The organism is uncultured Halomonas sp. (assembly GCF_947501415.1).
Lineage (GTDB): Bacteria > Pseudomonadota > Gammaproteobacteria > Pseudomonadales > Halomonadaceae > Halomonas.
This window is the reverse complement of the sequence record NZ_CANMVL010000002.1, coordinates 302,468-318,299: the sequence shown is the minus strand read 5'-3', so window position 1 is coordinate 318,299 and position 15,832 is coordinate 302,468. Positions and strand designations below refer to the sequence as shown.

Below are 15,832 nucleotides of genomic sequence, written 5' to 3'. Positions count from 1 at the left end.
GGGTACAGGCTATTGTACTGATGCGTTGTACTGATGCGTTGTACTGATGCGTTGTACTGATGCGTTGTATTGATGCGTAAGTGGCCATCGCGACCAGCATATCAATGGCAGGTCAGTAATAGCAGGTCAGTAATAGCCGTCATCCAGAGCGAGGCCTCGAGTCTTGCTTAGGCAGCTAAGTTTTACATCCATACACTGGTGAATGTAAAATTCGTTCATCCGCTATTTCCCAAGGAAACCCCACGCGCATGAAAACTGCATACCGAATCGGCCGGGCGGGCCTTCTTGCCCTGGCCGCCGGCCTTATGCTGGCCGCCTGTGGTCAAGATGAGTCGCCTCAGCAGGCCCAGCAGGGCGGCGCCCAGGAGCGTCCCCCACACCCGGTGGAGGTCGCCGAGCTAGCCCGACAGGATCTCGACCTGGAGCGCTCCTATCCCTCGTTGCTGCGCAGCGATGATGAGGTGATGCTGGTGGCCCGCGTCACTGGCACCCTCGAAAAGCGTCACTTCGAGCCGGGTGAGATGGTCGAGAAGGGACAGGTGCTCTACTCCATCGAGCCGGATGTGTATCAGGCGGCGGTCAGGCAGCGTGAGGCCGACCTGCAGAGTGCCCGCGCCCAGTTGGAGCGTGCCCAGCGCGATGCCAATCGTTTCGAACGGCTGTTGAGTCAGAACTCGGTGAGCCGCCAGCAGGTCGACCAGGCACGCTCGGAGCTGAGCGTGGCACGCGCGTCGGTGGTCCAGGCCGAGGCGGCACTGGCCACCGCACGGATCGATCTCGACTATGCCGAAGTCACCGCCCCGGTATCGGGCATGATCAGCCTCAGTCGGGTCAACGTCGGCAATGTGGTGAGCAATGGCACCGAACTTGCCACCATCACGCCGCTGGATCCGCTCGAGGTGCGTTTTCAGCTGCCCCAGCGGGACGCCTTCGAGCTGCGTCGCCAGATGCAGGAGCGTGACGGCACCGAGAAGATTCGTGCGGTCCTGCAGCTGCCCGGGTTGGGAAGTGAGCGTCTCGTGGGACGCTTGACCTTCCTTGGCTCTCGCGTGGAGGAGGGCACCAGCACGGTGCAGGCTAGTGCCACCTTCGCCAATCCCGAGCACCGTGTGTTGCCCGGACAGTTCGTGCGTGTCGAACTCGAGGGCCTCAAGCGCTTCGATGTGCTGGCAGTCCCCGAGATCGCCATCGGCCAGGGCCTGATGGGGCCCCAGGTATTCGTGCTCGATGAGGATAACGTCGCCCGCGCTCGGCCGGTTGGCCTGGGCGAGGTGGCGGGGTCCTGGAACATCCTGCGTGACGGGGTCGAGCCGGGTGAGCGTGTGGTGGTCGGTGACCTCGCCGGCATCGAGCCGGGCGTGACCATCAAGCCGTTGCCCTTCGATGGCGATGCCCAGGCGCTGGTCGAGCGCTCCATGCAGCCGGGTGGCCAGCAGCAGGGTGCGGCGGCAGCGGGTGGCTCGGCTGCCCAGCCCGGCCAGGAGGGCCAGGCGACCCAGGAGGCGACGGCCGAGAGCGAGTCGGGGCCGGCCGAGGCCGGTGAGGACGACGCCTGATGAACTTCTCCAACTTCTTTATCAAGCGGCCGATCTTCGCCACGGTACTGGCGATCATCCTGACCCTGGTCGGGGTGGTCAGCCTGCGCGTGCTGCCCGTTGAGCAGTATCCCAGTGTGGTGCCGCCCACCGTTTCGGTTAGCGCCCAGTTCCCCGGTGCCGATGCCGAAACGGTGGCGCAGACGGTGGCGGCTCCCCTGGCCGAGGCCATCAACGGTGTCGAGGATATGCTCTACATGACCTCGACCAGTGGCGACAACGGCTCCATGAGTCTCAACGTGGCCTTCAACATCGGCACCGAAGGCGATATCAACACCATCAACGTCAACAACCGGGTGCAGGGGGCGCTCTCACAGCTGCCCGAGGCGGTGCAGGCCCAGGGCGTGACCGTGGAGCTGCGCTCCAGCTCGATTCTGATGCTGGTCTCGCTGATCTCGCCACAGGGCGACTACGACAACGTCTTCATGCAGAACTATGCCACCCTCAATATTCTCGATGAGCTGCGCCAGCTCCCGGGGGTGGGGGATGCCTCGGTGCTGGGTGGCGGCGAGTTTGCCATGCGCATCTGGATGGACCCGGACAAGCTGGCCCAGTACGACCTGACGCCAACCGAGGTGGCGACGGCGATTCGCACCCAGAACACCGAGGTGCCCGCGGGGGGGCTGGCCGCCACTCCCCAGAGCGACCCGAGGGCCTTCTCCTATACGATCACCGCCGGTGGGCGCCTCAACAACGTCAACGATTTCCGCGATATCCTGCTGCGCACCAACCCCGATGGCTCGTCGCTGCGTCTCAGCGACGTGGCACGCATCGAGCTGGGCGCCTCCTACTACGGGGTCAACGCCAAGCTGAACGGTGGCGCCATGACGCCCATCATCATCAACCAGCAGCCTGGTGCCAATGCCCTCGAGACCGCCCGACTGGTCCACGAGACCATGGCCGAACTGGAGGCGCGCTTCCCGCCGGGGCTCGAGCAGGTGGTGCCCTATGACACCACGCTGTTTATCGGCGCCTCCGTCGATACCGTGACCAAGGTGTTTATCGAGGCGTTTCTGATCGTCGGGGTGATCCTGTTCGTCTTCCTGCAGAACTGGCGCTTCACCCTGATCGCCATGTCGGTGGTGCCGGTGTCGGTACTGGCGACCTTCGCCGGCTTCTACCTGTTCGGCTTCTCGATCAACCTGCTGACGCTGTTCGCGCTGGTGCTCGCCATCGGCATCGTGGTGGACGACGCCATCCTGGTGGTGGAAAACGTCGAGCGGGTGCTGGGCGAGGATGAGGAGATCACGGTCACCCAGGCGACCATCCAGGCCATGAAGGAGGTGGGGGGCCCGGTCATCGCCACCTCCCTGATCATGGCCGCGGTGTTCCTGCCGGTGGCCTTCCTGGGGGGCTTCACCGGCCAGATCTATCAGCAGTTTGCCCTGACCGTGGCGATCTCGGTGGCCTTCTCGGCGCTGATGGCGTTGACCTTCACGCCGGCCCTGTCGGCCGTGTTCATCAAGCACAAGCCGCAGATGGGGCAGTCGAAGCTGGCGCGCGCCCTTCACACCCCGCTGCGCCTGTTCGACAGCCTCTTTGCCGGTATCACCACCGCCTACATGTGGGTGGTCAGGTCGCTGGTGCGTTTCTGGGGAGTGGCCCTGCTGCTGACCGGCCTGGTGGTCGGCGGCTCCTGGTGGCTCTACCAGATCACCCCCTCGACCCTGGTGCCCGAGACCGATCAGGGCCTGGTGCTGGCGGCAGTACAGCTACCCGACTCCGCCTCCCTGGACCGTACCCGGGCCTATATGGATGAGCTGAGCGCCCGTATCGAGGAGATCGAGGGGGTCGAGTTCAGCTCCGCCGTGGCGGGATATGACATGCTCTCCAGTGCGGTCAACTCGGCCCGCGGCATCATGTTCATCAATATGCTGCCCTGGGATGAGCGGACGCTGACCGCGGATGAGCTGGTCGGCAGGATCATGCAGCTGGGCGCCCAGGTTCCGGGGGGCTCGGCGATGGCCTTCAACATGCCGCCGATCATGGGGCTCTCCACCACCGGCGGCTTCACGGGCTATCTGCAGTCCTTCGAGGGAGCCACGCCCAAGGAGCTGTTCCAGGCGTCGCTCAAGGTAATGCAGGCGGCGGGTGAGCACCCGGCACTGCAGCGTGTCTTTACCACCTTCAATGTCAATGTGCCGGGCTACCGCGCCGAGATCGATCAGCAGAAGGCGCTGAGCTACGGGGTGTCGCTGCAGCAGCTCAACGCGACGCTCTCCAATACCTTCGGTACCGGCTTCGTCAACTTCTTCAGTTATCAGAACCGCAACTTCCAGGTCTATCTGCAGAACGAGGATGAGTTCCGCAAGACACCCGATGATATCAGCAGTGTCTATGTGCGCGGTGGCAATGGGGAGCGTATTCCGTTGTCGGAGTTCGTGACCCTGGAGCGCCAGGCCAAGCCCGCGGTGGTGTCGCGCTTCGGTGTCTATCTGGGGGCGCAGTTCCAGGGTGGCCCGGCGCCTGGCTACAGTTCCGGCGAGGCGATCACCGCCATGGAGGAGGTCGTTGCCGAGACCCTGGGCAGCAACTGGGGGATGGGCTGGACCGGTACCGCCTATCAGGAGAGTCAGATGGGCAGTGCCGCCAGCCTGGCGATCATCTTCGGCCTGCTGATGGTGTTCTTGATTCTGGCGGCCCAGTACGAGAGCTGGTCGCTGCCGCTGGCGGTGTTGACCGCCACCCCCTTCGCCTTCCTGGGAGGGATCGGCGGCATCGCGCTGCGCGGGCTGGATTCCAGTGTCTATGTGGAGATCGGCATGCTGGTGGTGGTTGGCCTTGCGGCCAAGAACGCCATCCTGATCGTCGAGTTTGCCGAGCTGCAGCGCAAGGAGCTGGGCAAGACGATCCGCGAGGCGGCCACCAGCGCGGCGGAGCTGCGCTTCCGGCCGATCGTGATGACCTCGCTGGCCTTTATCTTCGGTACCCTGCCGCTGGCCCTGGCCAGTGGGGCGAGCGATGTCAGCAGCCACCATATCGGCACCACGGTGGCGGTGGGCATGGCGTCTGTCGCGGTGCTGGGAAGCTTCTTCATTCCCAGCTTCTACGCCATGATCGCCTCGGTCTCCGACTGGCTGGGACGCAAGCTGCGCGGCAAGGAGGCGCCGCGCCAGGTCGCAGGGTCTGAGCAGGGCTAGTCATCGCCTGACTCGTCCGGCTGTTACAAGGGGCGCCTCTTATGAGGCGCCCCTTGTCTCTCCGTGGAAACCGCTCCCGCCGACGAGGCTCACTGTGCTACCTGTGGGCCACCTGACGGTGTTTCCTGGCTAAGTTTCCTGGCTAAGTTTCCCGGCTAAGTTTCCTGGCTAAGTTTCCTGGCTGTGCTACCTGGCCGTGCTGCCGGTCCTTGGCCTTCGTCCGGAAGGAGAGGCTATAGTGATTCTCAGGGTCCCATTCGTTGGCTAAGTAGTGTCGGGGAGGTGGCCATGGAGTTCGTCATGATGGTTGCGCTGAGCTTTCCGGTGGTGGTGTTCAGTGTGCTGATGCCGCTGCTGCTGCTCTACTGGGTGCTGGTGGCGCTGCGCCTGGCACCGCTGGAGCTGTTCGAGCATGACAGCCTGAAGGGTGACTATCTGGCCAGCTCGCTGGTCGCCCTTGGCTTTGTGGGTGTGCCGGCCAGCGTCTCGCTCTCGGTGCTGCTGGGGCTGGCGGCGGCCATCACCCTGACGGTGGAGCTCGTGGCGCTGCGCTGGATGGAACTTGGCCTGTTCCGGGTCCCGCTGGGGATCGTGGTGCTGTGGGGGGCCTTCGCGGTCGCCTCGCCGCTCGCCGCCACGCTCTGCGCGGCGATGAGGCGCTGGTTTCACCGCCATTCGCACAGCCATCGGCGCTGTCTGCTGGGTGAGCGTGTCGAGGTGCGCTCGGCGCCGGATGCCGAGGGGGTGGCCAGTGCGATCCTGCTCGATGATCCCCAGTGCGAAGTGCGCCTGCAGGGCAAGCCTGACAGCATGCCCCGGGCCGGCGAGCGGCGGGTGCTGGTGAAGTATCTGGTGGAGGAGGGCGCCTATCGCAGCGTCGAGGATGGAGAGTTTCGCGAGGCCCGCGCTCACCTCAGGCGGCTGCGGCTGGGTGGGCGACGCTCGACCACGGCGGCCTAGGGCCGGCGCATCAGCTCGAGCTGGAGAGCCACCAGCTCGCTGCCCTTGGTCGCGATCGAGAAGCGCTCGTGGTTGCGCAGCCAGTCATGGAAGAGTCCACCGAGCAGCGCCTGCATCAGTTCGGCGGCGTTCTCGGGGGAGAGGTCTTCACGCAACTGCCCCAGGCGCGCCGCACAGGTGAAGTGGTCGGTCAGGGCCCCGCAGGCCTCATTGGCCATCTCGTTCTGCATGGCCAGCGGGTCGATATCGCCGAACACCTCGCAGTGATGGACCAGGATGGCATGTACGCGCCGATGGCGGGGTTGCTCCAGGCGTTCGAAGCCGTTCTGGATGGCCAGGCGGATGGCCTCCAGGGGACGCTCCATCAGGCTCGGCTCGGCAATCTCCGCGATCAGCTCCTGGAAGGGCATGCGCACCCGGCACAGCATGGCCTGGAAGAGGTCCGCCTTGTTCTTGAAGTGCCAGTAGACGGCGCCCCGGGTCATGCCGGCGTGACGGGCAATCTGCTCCAGGGAGGTGCGTGCGACACCCTTTTCGAGGAAGACCTCTTCGGCAGCGTCGAGCAGGGCCTCGCGAGTCGCGGCGGCCTCGGCCTTGGTGCGTCGAGCCATGGTCAGGTCTCGTGAGAAGTGGATACCTTCATTCTACCCGATGCGTCCGAGATTTACATTCATTCCTGTATGTCACAAGGCTCGTCTTTCGCCGCGCACTGCCGTATAAAAGGGCGCCAGGATCGGCACCTCTGCCGCAGGAGTTCCCATGCCTCGAGCCCCCTTCGACCTTGCCGGTGTCGCCATCGCGCCGGGCAGTCGTACCCAGGTCGACGTGCCCGCCGCGCGCCTGTACACCCACGCCCCGCTCTCCATCCCCGTGGAGGTGGTCCATGGCCGCCAGGCGGGACCGACCCTGCTGGTATGCGGCGGCATCCACGGCGACGAGATCAATGGCGTGGAGATCGTGCGTCGTCTGCTGCGCTCCAGGCAGCTGCAGGGCCTGCGTGGGACCCTGATCGCCGTGCCGATCGTCAATGTCTTCGGGTTCGTGCAGAACAGCCGTTATCTGCCTGACCGCCGCGACCTCAACCGCTGCTTTCCGGGCAGTGAGTCGGGCTCCCTGGGAGGCCGCATGGCGGCGCTGTTTCGCGAGGCGATCGTCGATCAGGCGACACATATCGTCGATCTGCATACCGGTGCGATCCATCGTACCAACCTGCCCCAGATCCGCGCCCAGCTGGTGACGGGCGGAGTGACCGAGCGCATGGCCAATGCATTCGGGGCGCCGGTGATCCTCAATGCCGAGCTGCGCGAGGGGAGCCTGCGTCACTATGCCCAGAACCGCGGGATACCGGTGCTGACCTATGAGGCCGGGGAGGCGCTGCGCTTCGACGAATGGGCGATCACCCCCGGGGTGCGCGGGGTGCTCCGGGTGATGCGTCGCCTGGGCATGCTGAGCGGGCAGCATCGCCGCCGTGAGCCCCCGGCCGCCGAGGTGGCCAATGGCTCAAGCTGGGCGCGGGCGCCCATCGATGGCATCCTGCGCCCCAGGGTACGCCTGGGGGCGCGGGTGGCCAGGGGCGAAGTGCTGGGCCGGGTGGCCGACCCCTTCGGCAACGCGGAAGGGGAGGTGCTGGCCATGGCGGACGGTATCGTGATCGGCATGAGTCGCCTGCCACTGGCCAACGAGGGCGGGGCGCTGTTTCATATCGCCCGCTTCGATGCCATCGAGGAGGCCCAGAGCGCGATCGAAGGCTTTCACTCCAGCCTGGAACCGCCCCCCGACCCGCTGTACTGAAGAGTGTGCCGAGCGGCCTCAGGCCACGGCGGGCGTCTCGCGCTCGGCGACCAGGCCCAGGGCATCATCGAACACTGCCAGGCCGGCCCCCTCGCGATGGGCATTCTCCGACAGGTGGCGGCGGAACTTGCGCCCGCCCGGCTGGCCCTGGAAGAGCCCCAGCAGGTGGCGAGTCAGGTGGTTGAGCCTGGTCCCCTCAGCGAGGCGGCGAGCGATATAGGGGCGCAGGGCTCGGGCCGCGGCATGGCGGCTGGCTGCCGGCCCGGGGACGCCATAGAGCGCCTGGTCGACGCCGGCGAGCAGCCAGGGGTTCTGGTAGGCCTCGCGACCCACCATCACGCTGTCGACGAACTCGAGCTGCTCCTGGCAGGCGTCCAGCGTCTTGAGGCCGCCGTTGATGCCGACATGCAGCTCGGGACGGCTCGCCTTGAGACGATGCACCCGGGGGTAGTTGAGCGGCGGCACGTCACGATTCTCCTTCGGGGAGAGGCCCTCCAGCCATGCCTTGCGCGCATGCACGATAAAGGTGTCACAGCCGGCGTCGGCAACGGTATCGATAAAGCGCGAGAGGTCGGCATCCTCGTCCTGGTCGTCGATGCCGATGCGGCACTTGACCGTGACCGGAATGGATACTGCCTCGCGCATCGCCTTGACCGCCGCGGCGACCTTCTGGGGGTGCCCCATCAGGCAGGCGCCGATCAGGTTGTTCTGGACCCGGTCGCTGGGGCAGCCGACGTTGAGGTTGACCTCGTCGTAGCCCCAGGCCTCGGCGATGGCCGCGCACTCGGCGAGCGCGCCGGGGTCGCTGCCGCCAAGCTGCAGGGCGAGCGGGTGCTCGACCTCGTCGAACCCCAGGAAGCGCTCGCGCGGGCTGCCGTGGAGGATGGCGCCGGTCGTGACCATCTCGGTATAGAGCAGGGCGTGGCGGGTGAGGGTCCTGGCGAACGCGCGGTAGTCGCGGGTCGTCCATTCCATCATGGGGGCCACGGAGAAGGTGCGGTCAAGCTGAGGCATCGGCATCACGAAGGTCGGGCGTGGAGGAGAACGCATTCTACCAGCCCGCGGGCGTCAGGCCGAGGGGTGGACGACGCAGACACCGAGCGGTGGTAGCCTGAAGGTTGATGATGCTGTCTGGAGAATAGTGGATGACAAGGGCGCTATACGCGACAGTCCCGTTGGTGCTGGCGGTCATGCTGGCCGGCTGTGGCGGCGAGGAGACGTCACCGCCGGAGTCTACCGAGACGGCCGCCGACAGGACGACGGCCGCTGAGGTGAGTTCGGCCAGCGAGAGCCGTGAGACGGCCTCCACCGAGGAGGCGCCCGAGGTGCCGCCCTTCGATGAGCCGGTGATGTTCGAACTGAGCTCTCGGCTGGGAAGCGACCGGCGCCTGACGGTGGAGGGCGAGACCAACCTGCCCCAGGCGACCCGCCTGCAGGTGATCGTGGAGCGCGAGCTCAGCGGGGTGCGCTGGCGGGAGCGTGTGTCGGTGGCGGAGGGGGGCTTCGTGGCAGGCCCCTTCGGCCCCGGCAGTGGACTGCCGGATGGTGGCTATCGCGTTACGGTCGATGTTCAGGAGGGCAGCGTCCAGCCGCGTTCGGTGCGTGAGCGCCTGGGTGAGGAGAATGAGCACCTCAGCGGGCCTCTGGTTCAGCAGTCGCGGCACGGCCTGGGGCAGGTGGCCCGCTACAGTCAGCGTTTCCTGGTGGGGAGCGAGACACGGCGCACCCACGATCAGGTAGAGGTGATCCGGGTCGAGTAGCCCCGTCGGTAGTTACCAGGGGACGGGTTTGCCTGCCCAGTCGAGAAAACTGCCGCTGGACTCCGGGCCGCACTCGCCCAGCACCGTCAGCAGGCGTGAGGCAACGAAGCGCGGAGAGAGTAGCTGTTCGGCGGGCACCCGGGCCTGGAAGGGGCGCGAGAGGCCGGTGTCGGTGGTGCCGGGGTGCAGGCAGACTACCGCCAGCTTAGGGTTCAGGCGCCTCAGCTCGATGTCGGCGGTTCGCATCAGCATATTGTGGGCCGCCTTGCTGGCACGGTAGGCGTACCAGCCTCCCAGCCTGTTGTCGCCGATGGAGCCCACCCGCGCCGAGAGGCTTGCCACCAGCGCGGTGTGCTTCCCCTTCAGGTTGGGCTGCAGGGCCTGGAGCAGAAGGGCCGGTGTCACGGCGTTGATGTGAAACAGATGTGTCAGGCTTGCAGGGTCCAGATCATCCAGCTTCTTTTCCGGGTGGATCCCCAGATTGGCATCGTGCAGGGTGCCGATGGCATTGAACAGCAGATGCAGTGGACCTTCCCCCATCCGCTCGGCCAGTGTCTGGTAGCCCTTCTCACGAGTGAGGTCGATGGCCAGCGCCTCATGGCGAGGGTCATCCATGGCGGGCGGGCAGCGGCCGACGGCGATCACTCGGCCCAGGCGTGGGTCTGCCAGCAGCGCCTCGACCAGTGCGCCACCGATGCCGCCGGAGGCGCCGGTGACCAGGGCAGTATAGCCTGGGGGAAGTGTGGGCAGCATGGGGGGCTCCTGGTCGGGTTGCCAGACATTGACCCCCGATCCCGCCGATGATTCCCGGGCCACGGCTGCCGAGGCGTCGGCAGGTGCGTATAATGCGGTCACTCACTCATCCATCCACCTCGGATCCGGGACACCGCAACGACATGACCGTACGCACGCGTATCGCGCCGTCACCGACCGGCGATCCTCACGTCGGCACCGCCTATATCGCCCTGTTCAATCTCTGCTTCGCTCGCCAGCACGGCGGACAGTTCATCCTGCGCATCGAGGATACCGATCGCGTGCGCTCCACCGCGGAGTCTGAGCAGATGATCCTCGACTCGCTGCGCTGGCTGGGCGTCGAGTGGGATGAGGGGCCCGATGTGGGAGGCCCCCATGGGCCCTATCGTCAGAGCGAGCGTGGTGACATCTATGCCGAGTACGCCCGCCAGCTGATCGAGTCGGGTCATGCCTTCAAGTGCTACCGCACCAGCGAGGAGCTCGATGAGCTGCGTGAGTCGCGCAAGGCCGCCGGCATGCACCTGGCGCTCAAGCCCGCGGATCTCGCCCTGCCCGCCGACGAGCAGGCGCGTCGAGAGAGCGAGGGCTGGCCCCATGTCGTGCGCATGCAGGTACCGGCAACCGGCACCTGTGTCATTCGGGACATGCTGCGCGGCACCATCGAGGTCGACTGGGCCCAGGTCGATGCCCAGATTCTTCTCAAGTCCGACGGCATGCCCACCTACCACCTGGCCAACGTGGTCGACGACCACCTGATGGGCATCACCCATGTGCTGCGCGGCGAGGAGTGGATCAACTCGGCGCCCAAGCATCAGCTGCTCTACGAGTACTTCGGCTGGGAGATGCCGGAGCTTTGCCATATGCCGCTGCTGCGCAACCCGGACAAGTCGAAGCTCTCCAAGCGCAAGAATCCGACATCGATCAACTACTATCGGCGCATGGGCTATCTGCCCCAGGCGGTGACCAACTACCTGGGCCGCATGGGCTGGTCGATGCCCGACGAGCGTGAGAAGTTCAGCCTCGATGAGATGATGGCCCACTTCGATATCCAGCGGGTCTCGCTGGGCGGGCCGGTCTTTGACCTGGAGAAGCTGACCTGGCTCAACGGCCTCTATATTCGTGAGGAGCTCGACGACGAGGGGTTCCTCAAGGCGCTGATGGAGTGGGCCTTCAACGAGCAGTACGTGAAGGAGATCCTGCCCCAGGTGCGCCCGCGGATCGAAACATTTTCCGAGGTCGCCCCTCTGGCCGGCCACTTCTTCTCCGGTGTGCCGGCGATCAGCGAGACCAGCTTCGACGCCGTCAAGCTGGGCCGCGAGGACCTGGTCAAGCTGCTGCAGTTCCTGGTGTGGCGCTTCGAGGTCCTGCCTGCCTGGAACAAGGAGGCGCTGCTTGGCGAGGTGAAGGCGCTCTCGGCGCACTTCGAGATGAAGATGAAGGACCTGCTGGCACCGGTCTTCATTGCCATCACGGGTTCCAGCGCCAGTACCTCGGTCATGGACGCCATGGCGATACTGGGCTCCGACATGACCCGGGCGCGTCTGCGTCACGCCATCGCGGTGCTGGGGGGCGTTTCCAAGAAGCAGGCCAAGCGCTTCGAAAAGGAGTTCAGGGAGCTGTAAGCGGTAAGCTGTAAGCCTGGAAAGTCTCGGCAAGGCCAGCTAACGGAGTTGCCGCGGTCTGGCAGAAGCAACGATATAGGCGACGTCCTTCTTCCAGCTTCAGGCTTACAGCTTAAAGTCCTCGTGGGAAGCACGAAGGGGTTGACGAACCCGGGTCGGATCAGTAATATACGTCTCGTCTTCACGGCACACGGGGCCTTAGCTCAGCTGGGAGAGCGCAACACTGGCAGTGTTGAGGTCAGCGGTTCGATCCCGCTAGGCTCCACCAACCGTGCCATGCGTGAAGATAACGTCCCATTCGTCTAGTGGCCTAGGACACCGCCCTTTCACGGCGGGAACAGGGGTTCGAACCCCCTATGGGACGCCACCTTCCTTCAAGAAAGGGCATCCAACAGGATGCCCTTTCTTGTTCTCCGATGTCTACCCACGGCGGCAATCACTCCTCGAGGCTGCCTGCCATCGATCGCGATTCCGCGACGATTTTCACTTGACTTGTCCACTTTGTGGCGTTCCGGCCGGCTGTCTGTGCACAGCCGGCCGGGAATGCCCATGGCGCCGGGCTTTGCCTAAAAAGTCTTATAAAACAACAAGTTAAATTAGGTCAAAAAATGATCAATCTAAGCTCGGGCCGCTTCCCATGGCGATTGTGCGACCTTTTGGAGGGGTTTTGAACAGGGTTATCCACAGAAAGTGTGGAAAACGCCAGGGCGGTGGGAAAGTGGTGTTGCGGCGGCCGTGACGGACCGCCGCGGAGAGGTCAATCGAGCTTCATGGAGCGCAGGCGGCGCAGCAGGGAGGAGGTGTCCCAGCGACCGCCGCCCAGCACCTGAAGGTCGGCATAGAACTGGTCGACCAGGGCGGTCACCGGCAGGCGAGCCTGTAGCCGGCGTGCCTGCTCCAGGCAGATGCCGAGGTCCTTGCGCATCCAGTCCACGGCGAAGCCGTGTTCGTACTCATCGGCGATCATGGTTGCATGGCGGTTTTCCATCTGCCATGAACCGGCCGCGCCCTTGGCGATGACATCCACCACGCGTTGACGGTCGAGGCCGGCCTGCTCGGCGAAGTGCAGTCCCTCCGCGAGTCCCTGGACCAGGCCGGCAATGCAGATCTGGTTGACCATCTTGGTCAGCTGGCCGCTGCCGGCAGATCCCATCAGCGTCACCGCGCGGCCGTAGTGGCCGAGAAGTGGCTCGACGCGAGTGAAATCGGTTTCGTCGGCGCCGCACATGATGGTCAGGGCGCCGTTCTCGGCGCCCTGCTGGCCGCCGGAGACCGGGGCGTCGATAAAGCCGATACCCTGTTCACGGCAGGCGGCGTCGAGCTCCTCGGCGAGATCGGCCGAAGCGGTGGTGTGGTCCACCAGCAGGCTGCCTGGGACCATGCCGTGCAGGGCGCCATCCTCACCTCGGGTAACCTGGCGGACATCATCATCGTTACCGACGCAGACCAGCACCAGGTCGGCCCCGCTGGCGGCGTCGCGGGGGGTGGCATGGTGGCTGCCGCCGTACTCCTCGCTCCAGGCCTTGGCCTTGGCTGGGGTGCGGTTGTAGACGCGCACGTCGAGGCCGGCACGGGCCAGGTGGCCAGCCATGGGGTAGCCCATGACGCCCAGGCCGATAAAGGCGACTGTCGAGATCGTGTTGCTCATGGCTCTCTCTTCGTGTGGGTGGTCGAACGCTGTCAGGATGCAGAAAGCCGCCCGAAGGCGGCTTTCTGCAGCATAACGTGTGCGGCGACGGGTTGCGCGTAACCGGGCTTACTTGCCAGGGTAGTCGCGCTGGTCGTGGCCGGTGTAGAGCTGGCGGGGGCGACCGATCTTGTAACTGTCGCTGAGCATCTCGTTCCAGTGGGAGATCCAGCCGATGGTCCGGGAGACCGCAAAGATCACCGTGAACATGTTGGTGGGGATGCCCATCGCCTTGAGGATGATGCCGGAGTAGAAGTCGACATTGGGGTAGAGCTGACGCTCGACGAAGTACTCGTCCTCCAGGGCGATCTGCTCAAGACGCTTGGCGATCTTCAGCTGGGGATCGTCGATGCCGAGTTCCGCCAGAACCTCGTCGCAGGTCTCCTTCATGACCTTGGCGCGCGGGTCGAAGTTGCGATAGACCCGGTGGCCGAAGCCCATCAGCTTGAACGGGTCATCCTTGTCCTTGGCCTTGTCGATGAAGCGCTGGATGTTCTCCTCGGAGTCGTCTCCGATCTCGTCGAGCATCTTCAGCACGGCCTCGTTGGCGCCACCGTGGGCCGGTCCCCACAGCGCGGCGATACCGGCGCTTATGCAAGCGAAGGGGTTGGCACCGGTGGAGCCCGCCAGGCGCACCGTGGAGGTGGAGGCGTTCTGCTCGTGGTCGGCGTGAAGCATGAAGATGCGGTCCATGGCACGTGCATAGACCGGGTTGATCTTGTATTCCTCGCACGGAGTGCTGAACATCATGTAGAGGAAGTTCTCTGCATAGTTCAGATCGTTGCGCGGGTAGTTGAACGGCTGGCCGACGTTGTACTTGTAGGACATTGCCGCGATGGTCGGCATCTTGGCAATCAGGCGGATGGCGCTGATGGTGCGATCCTGCTCGACGTTGATGTCCATATGGTCATGATAGAAGGCGGCCAGGCCACCCACCACGCCGCAGAGGATCGACATCGGATGGGCGTCGCGGCGGAAGCCCTTGAAGAAATTGATGATCTGGTCGTGGACCATGGTGTGGTTGCGCACGCGGGACTCGAAGTCCGCGTACTTGGCGTCATCGGGCAGCTCCCCGAACAGCAGCAGATAGCACAGCTCGACGAAGTTGGACTGCTTGGCCAGCTGGTCGATCGGGTAGCCACGGTGCAGCAGCACACCCTTGCCGCCATCGATGTAGGTAATGGCAGACTGGCACGAGGAGGTGGCCATGAAGCCGGGGTCATAGGTGAACAGACCCTCGGCGCCGAGTCCGCGGACATCGATCACGTCGGGGCCTAGAGAACCCGAATAGACGGGCAGTTCGATCGTCTTGTCCAGGCCGTCAACCGTCAGCGTCGCTTTCCTGTCAGCCATGGAAGGCCTCCTCTCGAGTTCGTTTAGGGCGATAAGTCATTCATTCTTCGACATCTTCGCTGGGGGAGCCGGCGAAAAAGGTTTGCCCACTATAGAAGCGTCCCAGCGATTGTCAATTGGTCAATGGTGCGCTGCCGCATGTGCGAGGGCTCTGCTCCTGTCCAGGGGTTGTCGAGGAATTGGTGCGTAGCACCATAATGGGCTGCGGGGCGCCAATGGCGCAATAAAACCTGAACAAAAGGGAGGGCAGCAGGCTTTGCACCATGGTCTAGTCAGGGAGCTCCCGGTTTGTCATGGGACGGACGGGCCCCTATAATCCACCCCGCGCGACTGGCAGGTACAGCCGGTCTTGCCGCCCCCCGGCAACGGCCGATGCCTTCCCGAAACCACCGCCCGCCCGGAGCCACCCGAAGCTTTCCGCGTGGGCCATAGAGAGTGTGTAGAGAGCCGTGAATAGCAAACGACCCGTAAATCTGGATCTGTCCACGATACAGTTTCCGCTACCCGCCCTGACGTCGATCGCTCACCGCATCACCGGCGTCATCCTCTTCATCGGTACCATCTTTGCCTTCTGGGCACTGAGTGAGTCGCTCTCATCGCCGGCAGGTTTTGCCGCGGTAAGCGATGCGCTGGCCGGCAACTTCCTGGTCAAGCTGATCGCCTGGGGCCTGCTGTCGGCTCTGGCCTTTCACTTCGTGGCCGGCATCAAGCATTTGGTGATGGATATGGATATCGGTGTGACCCTCGAGGGCGGCCACAAGAAGGCGCAGATCACCGTGGTGGCTAGCGCCGTACTGATCATTCTGGCGGGAGTCTGGGTATGGTAACCAACATCACGAACCTTGGCCGCAGTGGCCTCTCCGACTGGCTGATCCAGCGGGTCTCCGCCGTTATCCTGGCGGCCTACACGCTCTTTATCGTTCTCTATCTGCTGTTCAACCCGGATCTCGACTACCTGACCTGGAGCGGCCTGTTCGCCCAGACCTGGATGCGCATCTTCTCGCTGCTGGCCTTCATCTCTCTGGCTGGCCACGCCTGGGTGGGGCTGTGGACCGTGACGACCGACTACCTCAAGTCGACCGCCACTCGCCTGACCGTTCAACTTCTTGTCATCCTGGCCATCTTCGCCTTCCTGGTCTGGGGCATTCAGATTCTGTGGGGAGCTTGATTC

13 protein-coding genes and 2 tRNA genes are annotated in these 15,832 nt (G+C 64.6%); 10 read left to right on the top strand and 5 right to left on the bottom strand.

The window, feature by feature from the left end:
- Positions 1-248 precede the first annotated feature (248 nt).
- The 3 genes from Q0894_RS02220 to Q0894_RS02210 all read left to right on the top strand — a co-directional run bounded on the left by Q0894_RS02220 (position 249) and on the right by Q0894_RS02210 (position 5,695).
- Entirely contained in the window at positions 249-1,556 is a 1,308-nt protein-coding gene (locus Q0894_RS02220) for an efflux RND transporter periplasmic adaptor subunit (RefSeq protein WP_299231070.1), read from the top strand.
- Positions 1,556-4,735 (top strand): efflux RND transporter permease subunit, encoded by a 3,180-nt coding sequence (locus tag Q0894_RS02215; RefSeq protein ID WP_299231068.1) that lies wholly within the window; start codon positions 1,556-1,558, stop codon positions 4,733-4,735. Before Q0894_RS02220 ends, Q0894_RS02215 begins: the two co-directional genes overlap by 1 nt.
- A gap of 288 nt (positions 4,736-5,023) precedes the next feature.
- The gene (locus tag Q0894_RS02210) at positions 5,024-5,695 is read left to right on the top strand and encodes a hypothetical protein (RefSeq protein WP_132041356.1); all 672 of its coding nucleotides are present in this window, start codon (positions 5,024-5,026) and stop codon (positions 5,693-5,695) included.
- Here Q0894_RS02210 and Q0894_RS02205 read toward each other — a convergent pair.
- Positions 5,692-6,306, bottom strand: a complete 615-nt coding sequence (locus Q0894_RS02205; RefSeq protein WP_299231066.1) for a TetR family transcriptional regulator — start codon at positions 6,304-6,306, stop codon at positions 5,692-5,694. The genes Q0894_RS02210 and Q0894_RS02205 overlap by 4 nt on opposite strands.
- Positions 6,307-6,454: 148 nt before the next feature.
- Between Q0894_RS02205 and Q0894_RS02200 the strand changes: the two genes are divergently transcribed.
- Complete coding sequence (locus Q0894_RS02200; protein ID WP_299231065.1) at positions 6,455-7,486, top strand: succinylglutamate desuccinylase/aspartoacylase family protein; 1,032 nt, start codon at positions 6,455-6,457, stop codon at positions 7,484-7,486.
- An 18-nt stretch (positions 7,487-7,504) separates the two neighbouring features.
- Here the strand turns inward: Q0894_RS02200 and dusA are convergent, their stop codons facing one another.
- Positions 7,505-8,500, bottom strand: a complete 996-nt coding sequence (gene dusA / locus Q0894_RS02195; RefSeq protein WP_299231063.1) for a tRNA dihydrouridine(20/20a) synthase DusA — start codon at positions 8,498-8,500, stop codon at positions 7,505-7,507.
- A gap of 131 nt (positions 8,501-8,631) precedes the next feature.
- On the opposite strand from dusA, the gene Q0894_RS02190 reads away from it, so the two are divergent.
- A complete protein-coding gene (locus Q0894_RS02190) occupies positions 8,632-9,246 on the top strand; it encodes a hypothetical protein (RefSeq protein WP_299231061.1) in 615 nt (204 codons plus the stop codon).
- A 12-nt stretch (positions 9,247-9,258) separates the two neighbouring features.
- On the opposite strand, the gene Q0894_RS02185 is transcribed toward Q0894_RS02190, so the two are convergent.
- Complete coding sequence (locus tag Q0894_RS02185; RefSeq protein WP_299231059.1) at positions 9,259-9,999, bottom strand: SDR family NAD(P)-dependent oxidoreductase; 741 nt, start codon at positions 9,997-9,999, stop codon at positions 9,259-9,261.
- A 143-nt stretch (positions 10,000-10,142) separates the two neighbouring features.
- Here Q0894_RS02185 and gltX point away from each other — a divergent pair, with 143 nt between their 5' ends.
- From gltX to Q0894_RS02170, 3 genes are all read left to right on the top strand, one after another.
- Complete coding sequence (gene gltX, locus Q0894_RS02180) at positions 10,143-11,621, top strand: glutamate--tRNA ligase (protein ID WP_299231057.1); 1,479 nt, start codon at positions 10,143-10,145, stop codon at positions 11,619-11,621.
- Between the two features lie 192 nt (positions 11,622-11,813).
- Positions 11,814-11,889, top strand: a tRNA-Ala gene (locus tag Q0894_RS02175).
- A 23-nt stretch (positions 11,890-11,912) separates the two neighbouring features.
- A tRNA-Glu gene (locus Q0894_RS02170) sits at positions 11,913-11,988 on the top strand.
- A 390-nt stretch (positions 11,989-12,378) separates the two neighbouring features.
- Here the strand turns inward: Q0894_RS02170 and Q0894_RS02165 are convergent.
- Both Q0894_RS02165 and gltA read right to left on the bottom strand, forming a co-directional pair.
- Positions 12,379-13,269, bottom strand: coding sequence for an NAD(P)-dependent oxidoreductase (locus Q0894_RS02165; RefSeq protein ID WP_299231055.1), 891 nt, complete (start codon positions 13,267-13,269; stop codon positions 12,379-12,381).
- A 108-nt stretch (positions 13,270-13,377) separates the two neighbouring features.
- Positions 13,378-14,661 (bottom strand): citrate synthase, encoded by a 1,284-nt coding sequence (gltA, locus tag Q0894_RS02160; protein ID WP_299231053.1) that lies wholly within the window; start codon positions 14,659-14,661, stop codon positions 13,378-13,380.
- Between the two features lie 449 nt (positions 14,662-15,110).
- On the opposite strand from gltA, the gene sdhC reads away from it, so the two are divergent.
- On the top strand, positions 15,111-15,488 hold the full coding sequence (sdhC, locus tag Q0894_RS02155) for a succinate dehydrogenase, cytochrome b556 subunit (protein ID WP_299231051.1): 378 nt from the start codon (positions 15,111-15,113) through the stop codon (positions 15,486-15,488).
- The gene (sdhD, locus tag Q0894_RS02150) at positions 15,482-15,829 is read left to right on the top strand and encodes a succinate dehydrogenase, hydrophobic membrane anchor protein (protein ID WP_132041364.1); all 348 of its coding nucleotides are present in this window, start codon (positions 15,482-15,484) and stop codon (positions 15,827-15,829) included. Before sdhC ends, sdhD begins: the two co-directional genes overlap by 7 nt.
- Positions 15,830-15,832 lie beyond the last annotated feature (3 nt).

Excerpts from the sequence above, each read along its gene's own strand:
- Q0894_RS02190 (WP_299231061.1), top strand. The coding sequence starts at position 8,632 with ATGACAAGGGCGCTATACGCGACAGTCCCGTTGGTGCTGGCGGTCATG.
- Q0894_RS02220 (WP_299231070.1), top strand. The coding sequence starts at position 249 with ATGAAAACTGCATACCGAATCGGCCGGGCGGGCCTTCTTGCCCTGGCC.
- Q0894_RS02165 (WP_299231055.1), bottom strand. The coding sequence starts at position 13,269 with ATGAGCAACACGATCTCGACAGTCGCCTTTATCGGCCTGGGCGTCATG.
- Q0894_RS02185 (WP_299231059.1), bottom strand. The coding sequence starts at position 9,999 with ATGCTGCCCACACTTCCCCCAGGCTATACTGCCCTGGTCACCGGCGCC.
- Q0894_RS02205 (WP_299231066.1), bottom strand. The coding sequence starts at position 6,306 with ATGGCTCGACGCACCAAGGCCGAGGCCGCCGCGACTCGCGAGGCCCTG.
- Q0894_RS02215 (WP_299231068.1), top strand. The coding sequence starts at position 1,556 with ATGAACTTCTCCAACTTCTTTATCAAGCGGCCGATCTTCGCCACGGTA.
- gltA (WP_299231053.1), bottom strand. The coding sequence starts at position 14,661 with ATGGCTGACAGGAAAGCGACGCTGACGGTTGACGGCCTGGACAAGACG.
- gltX (WP_299231057.1), top strand. The coding sequence starts at position 10,143 with ATGACCGTACGCACGCGTATCGCGCCGTCACCGACCGGCGATCCTCAC.
- dusA (WP_299231063.1), bottom strand. The coding sequence starts at position 8,500 with ATGCCTCAGCTTGACCGCACCTTCTCCGTGGCCCCCATGATGGAATGG.
- Q0894_RS02200 (WP_299231065.1), top strand. The coding sequence starts at position 6,455 with ATGCCTCGAGCCCCCTTCGACCTTGCCGGTGTCGCCATCGCGCCGGGC.
- Q0894_RS02210 (WP_132041356.1), top strand. The coding sequence starts at position 5,024 with ATGGAGTTCGTCATGATGGTTGCGCTGAGCTTTCCGGTGGTGGTGTTC.
- sdhD (WP_132041364.1), top strand. The coding sequence starts at position 15,482 with ATGGTAACCAACATCACGAACCTTGGCCGCAGTGGCCTCTCCGACTGG.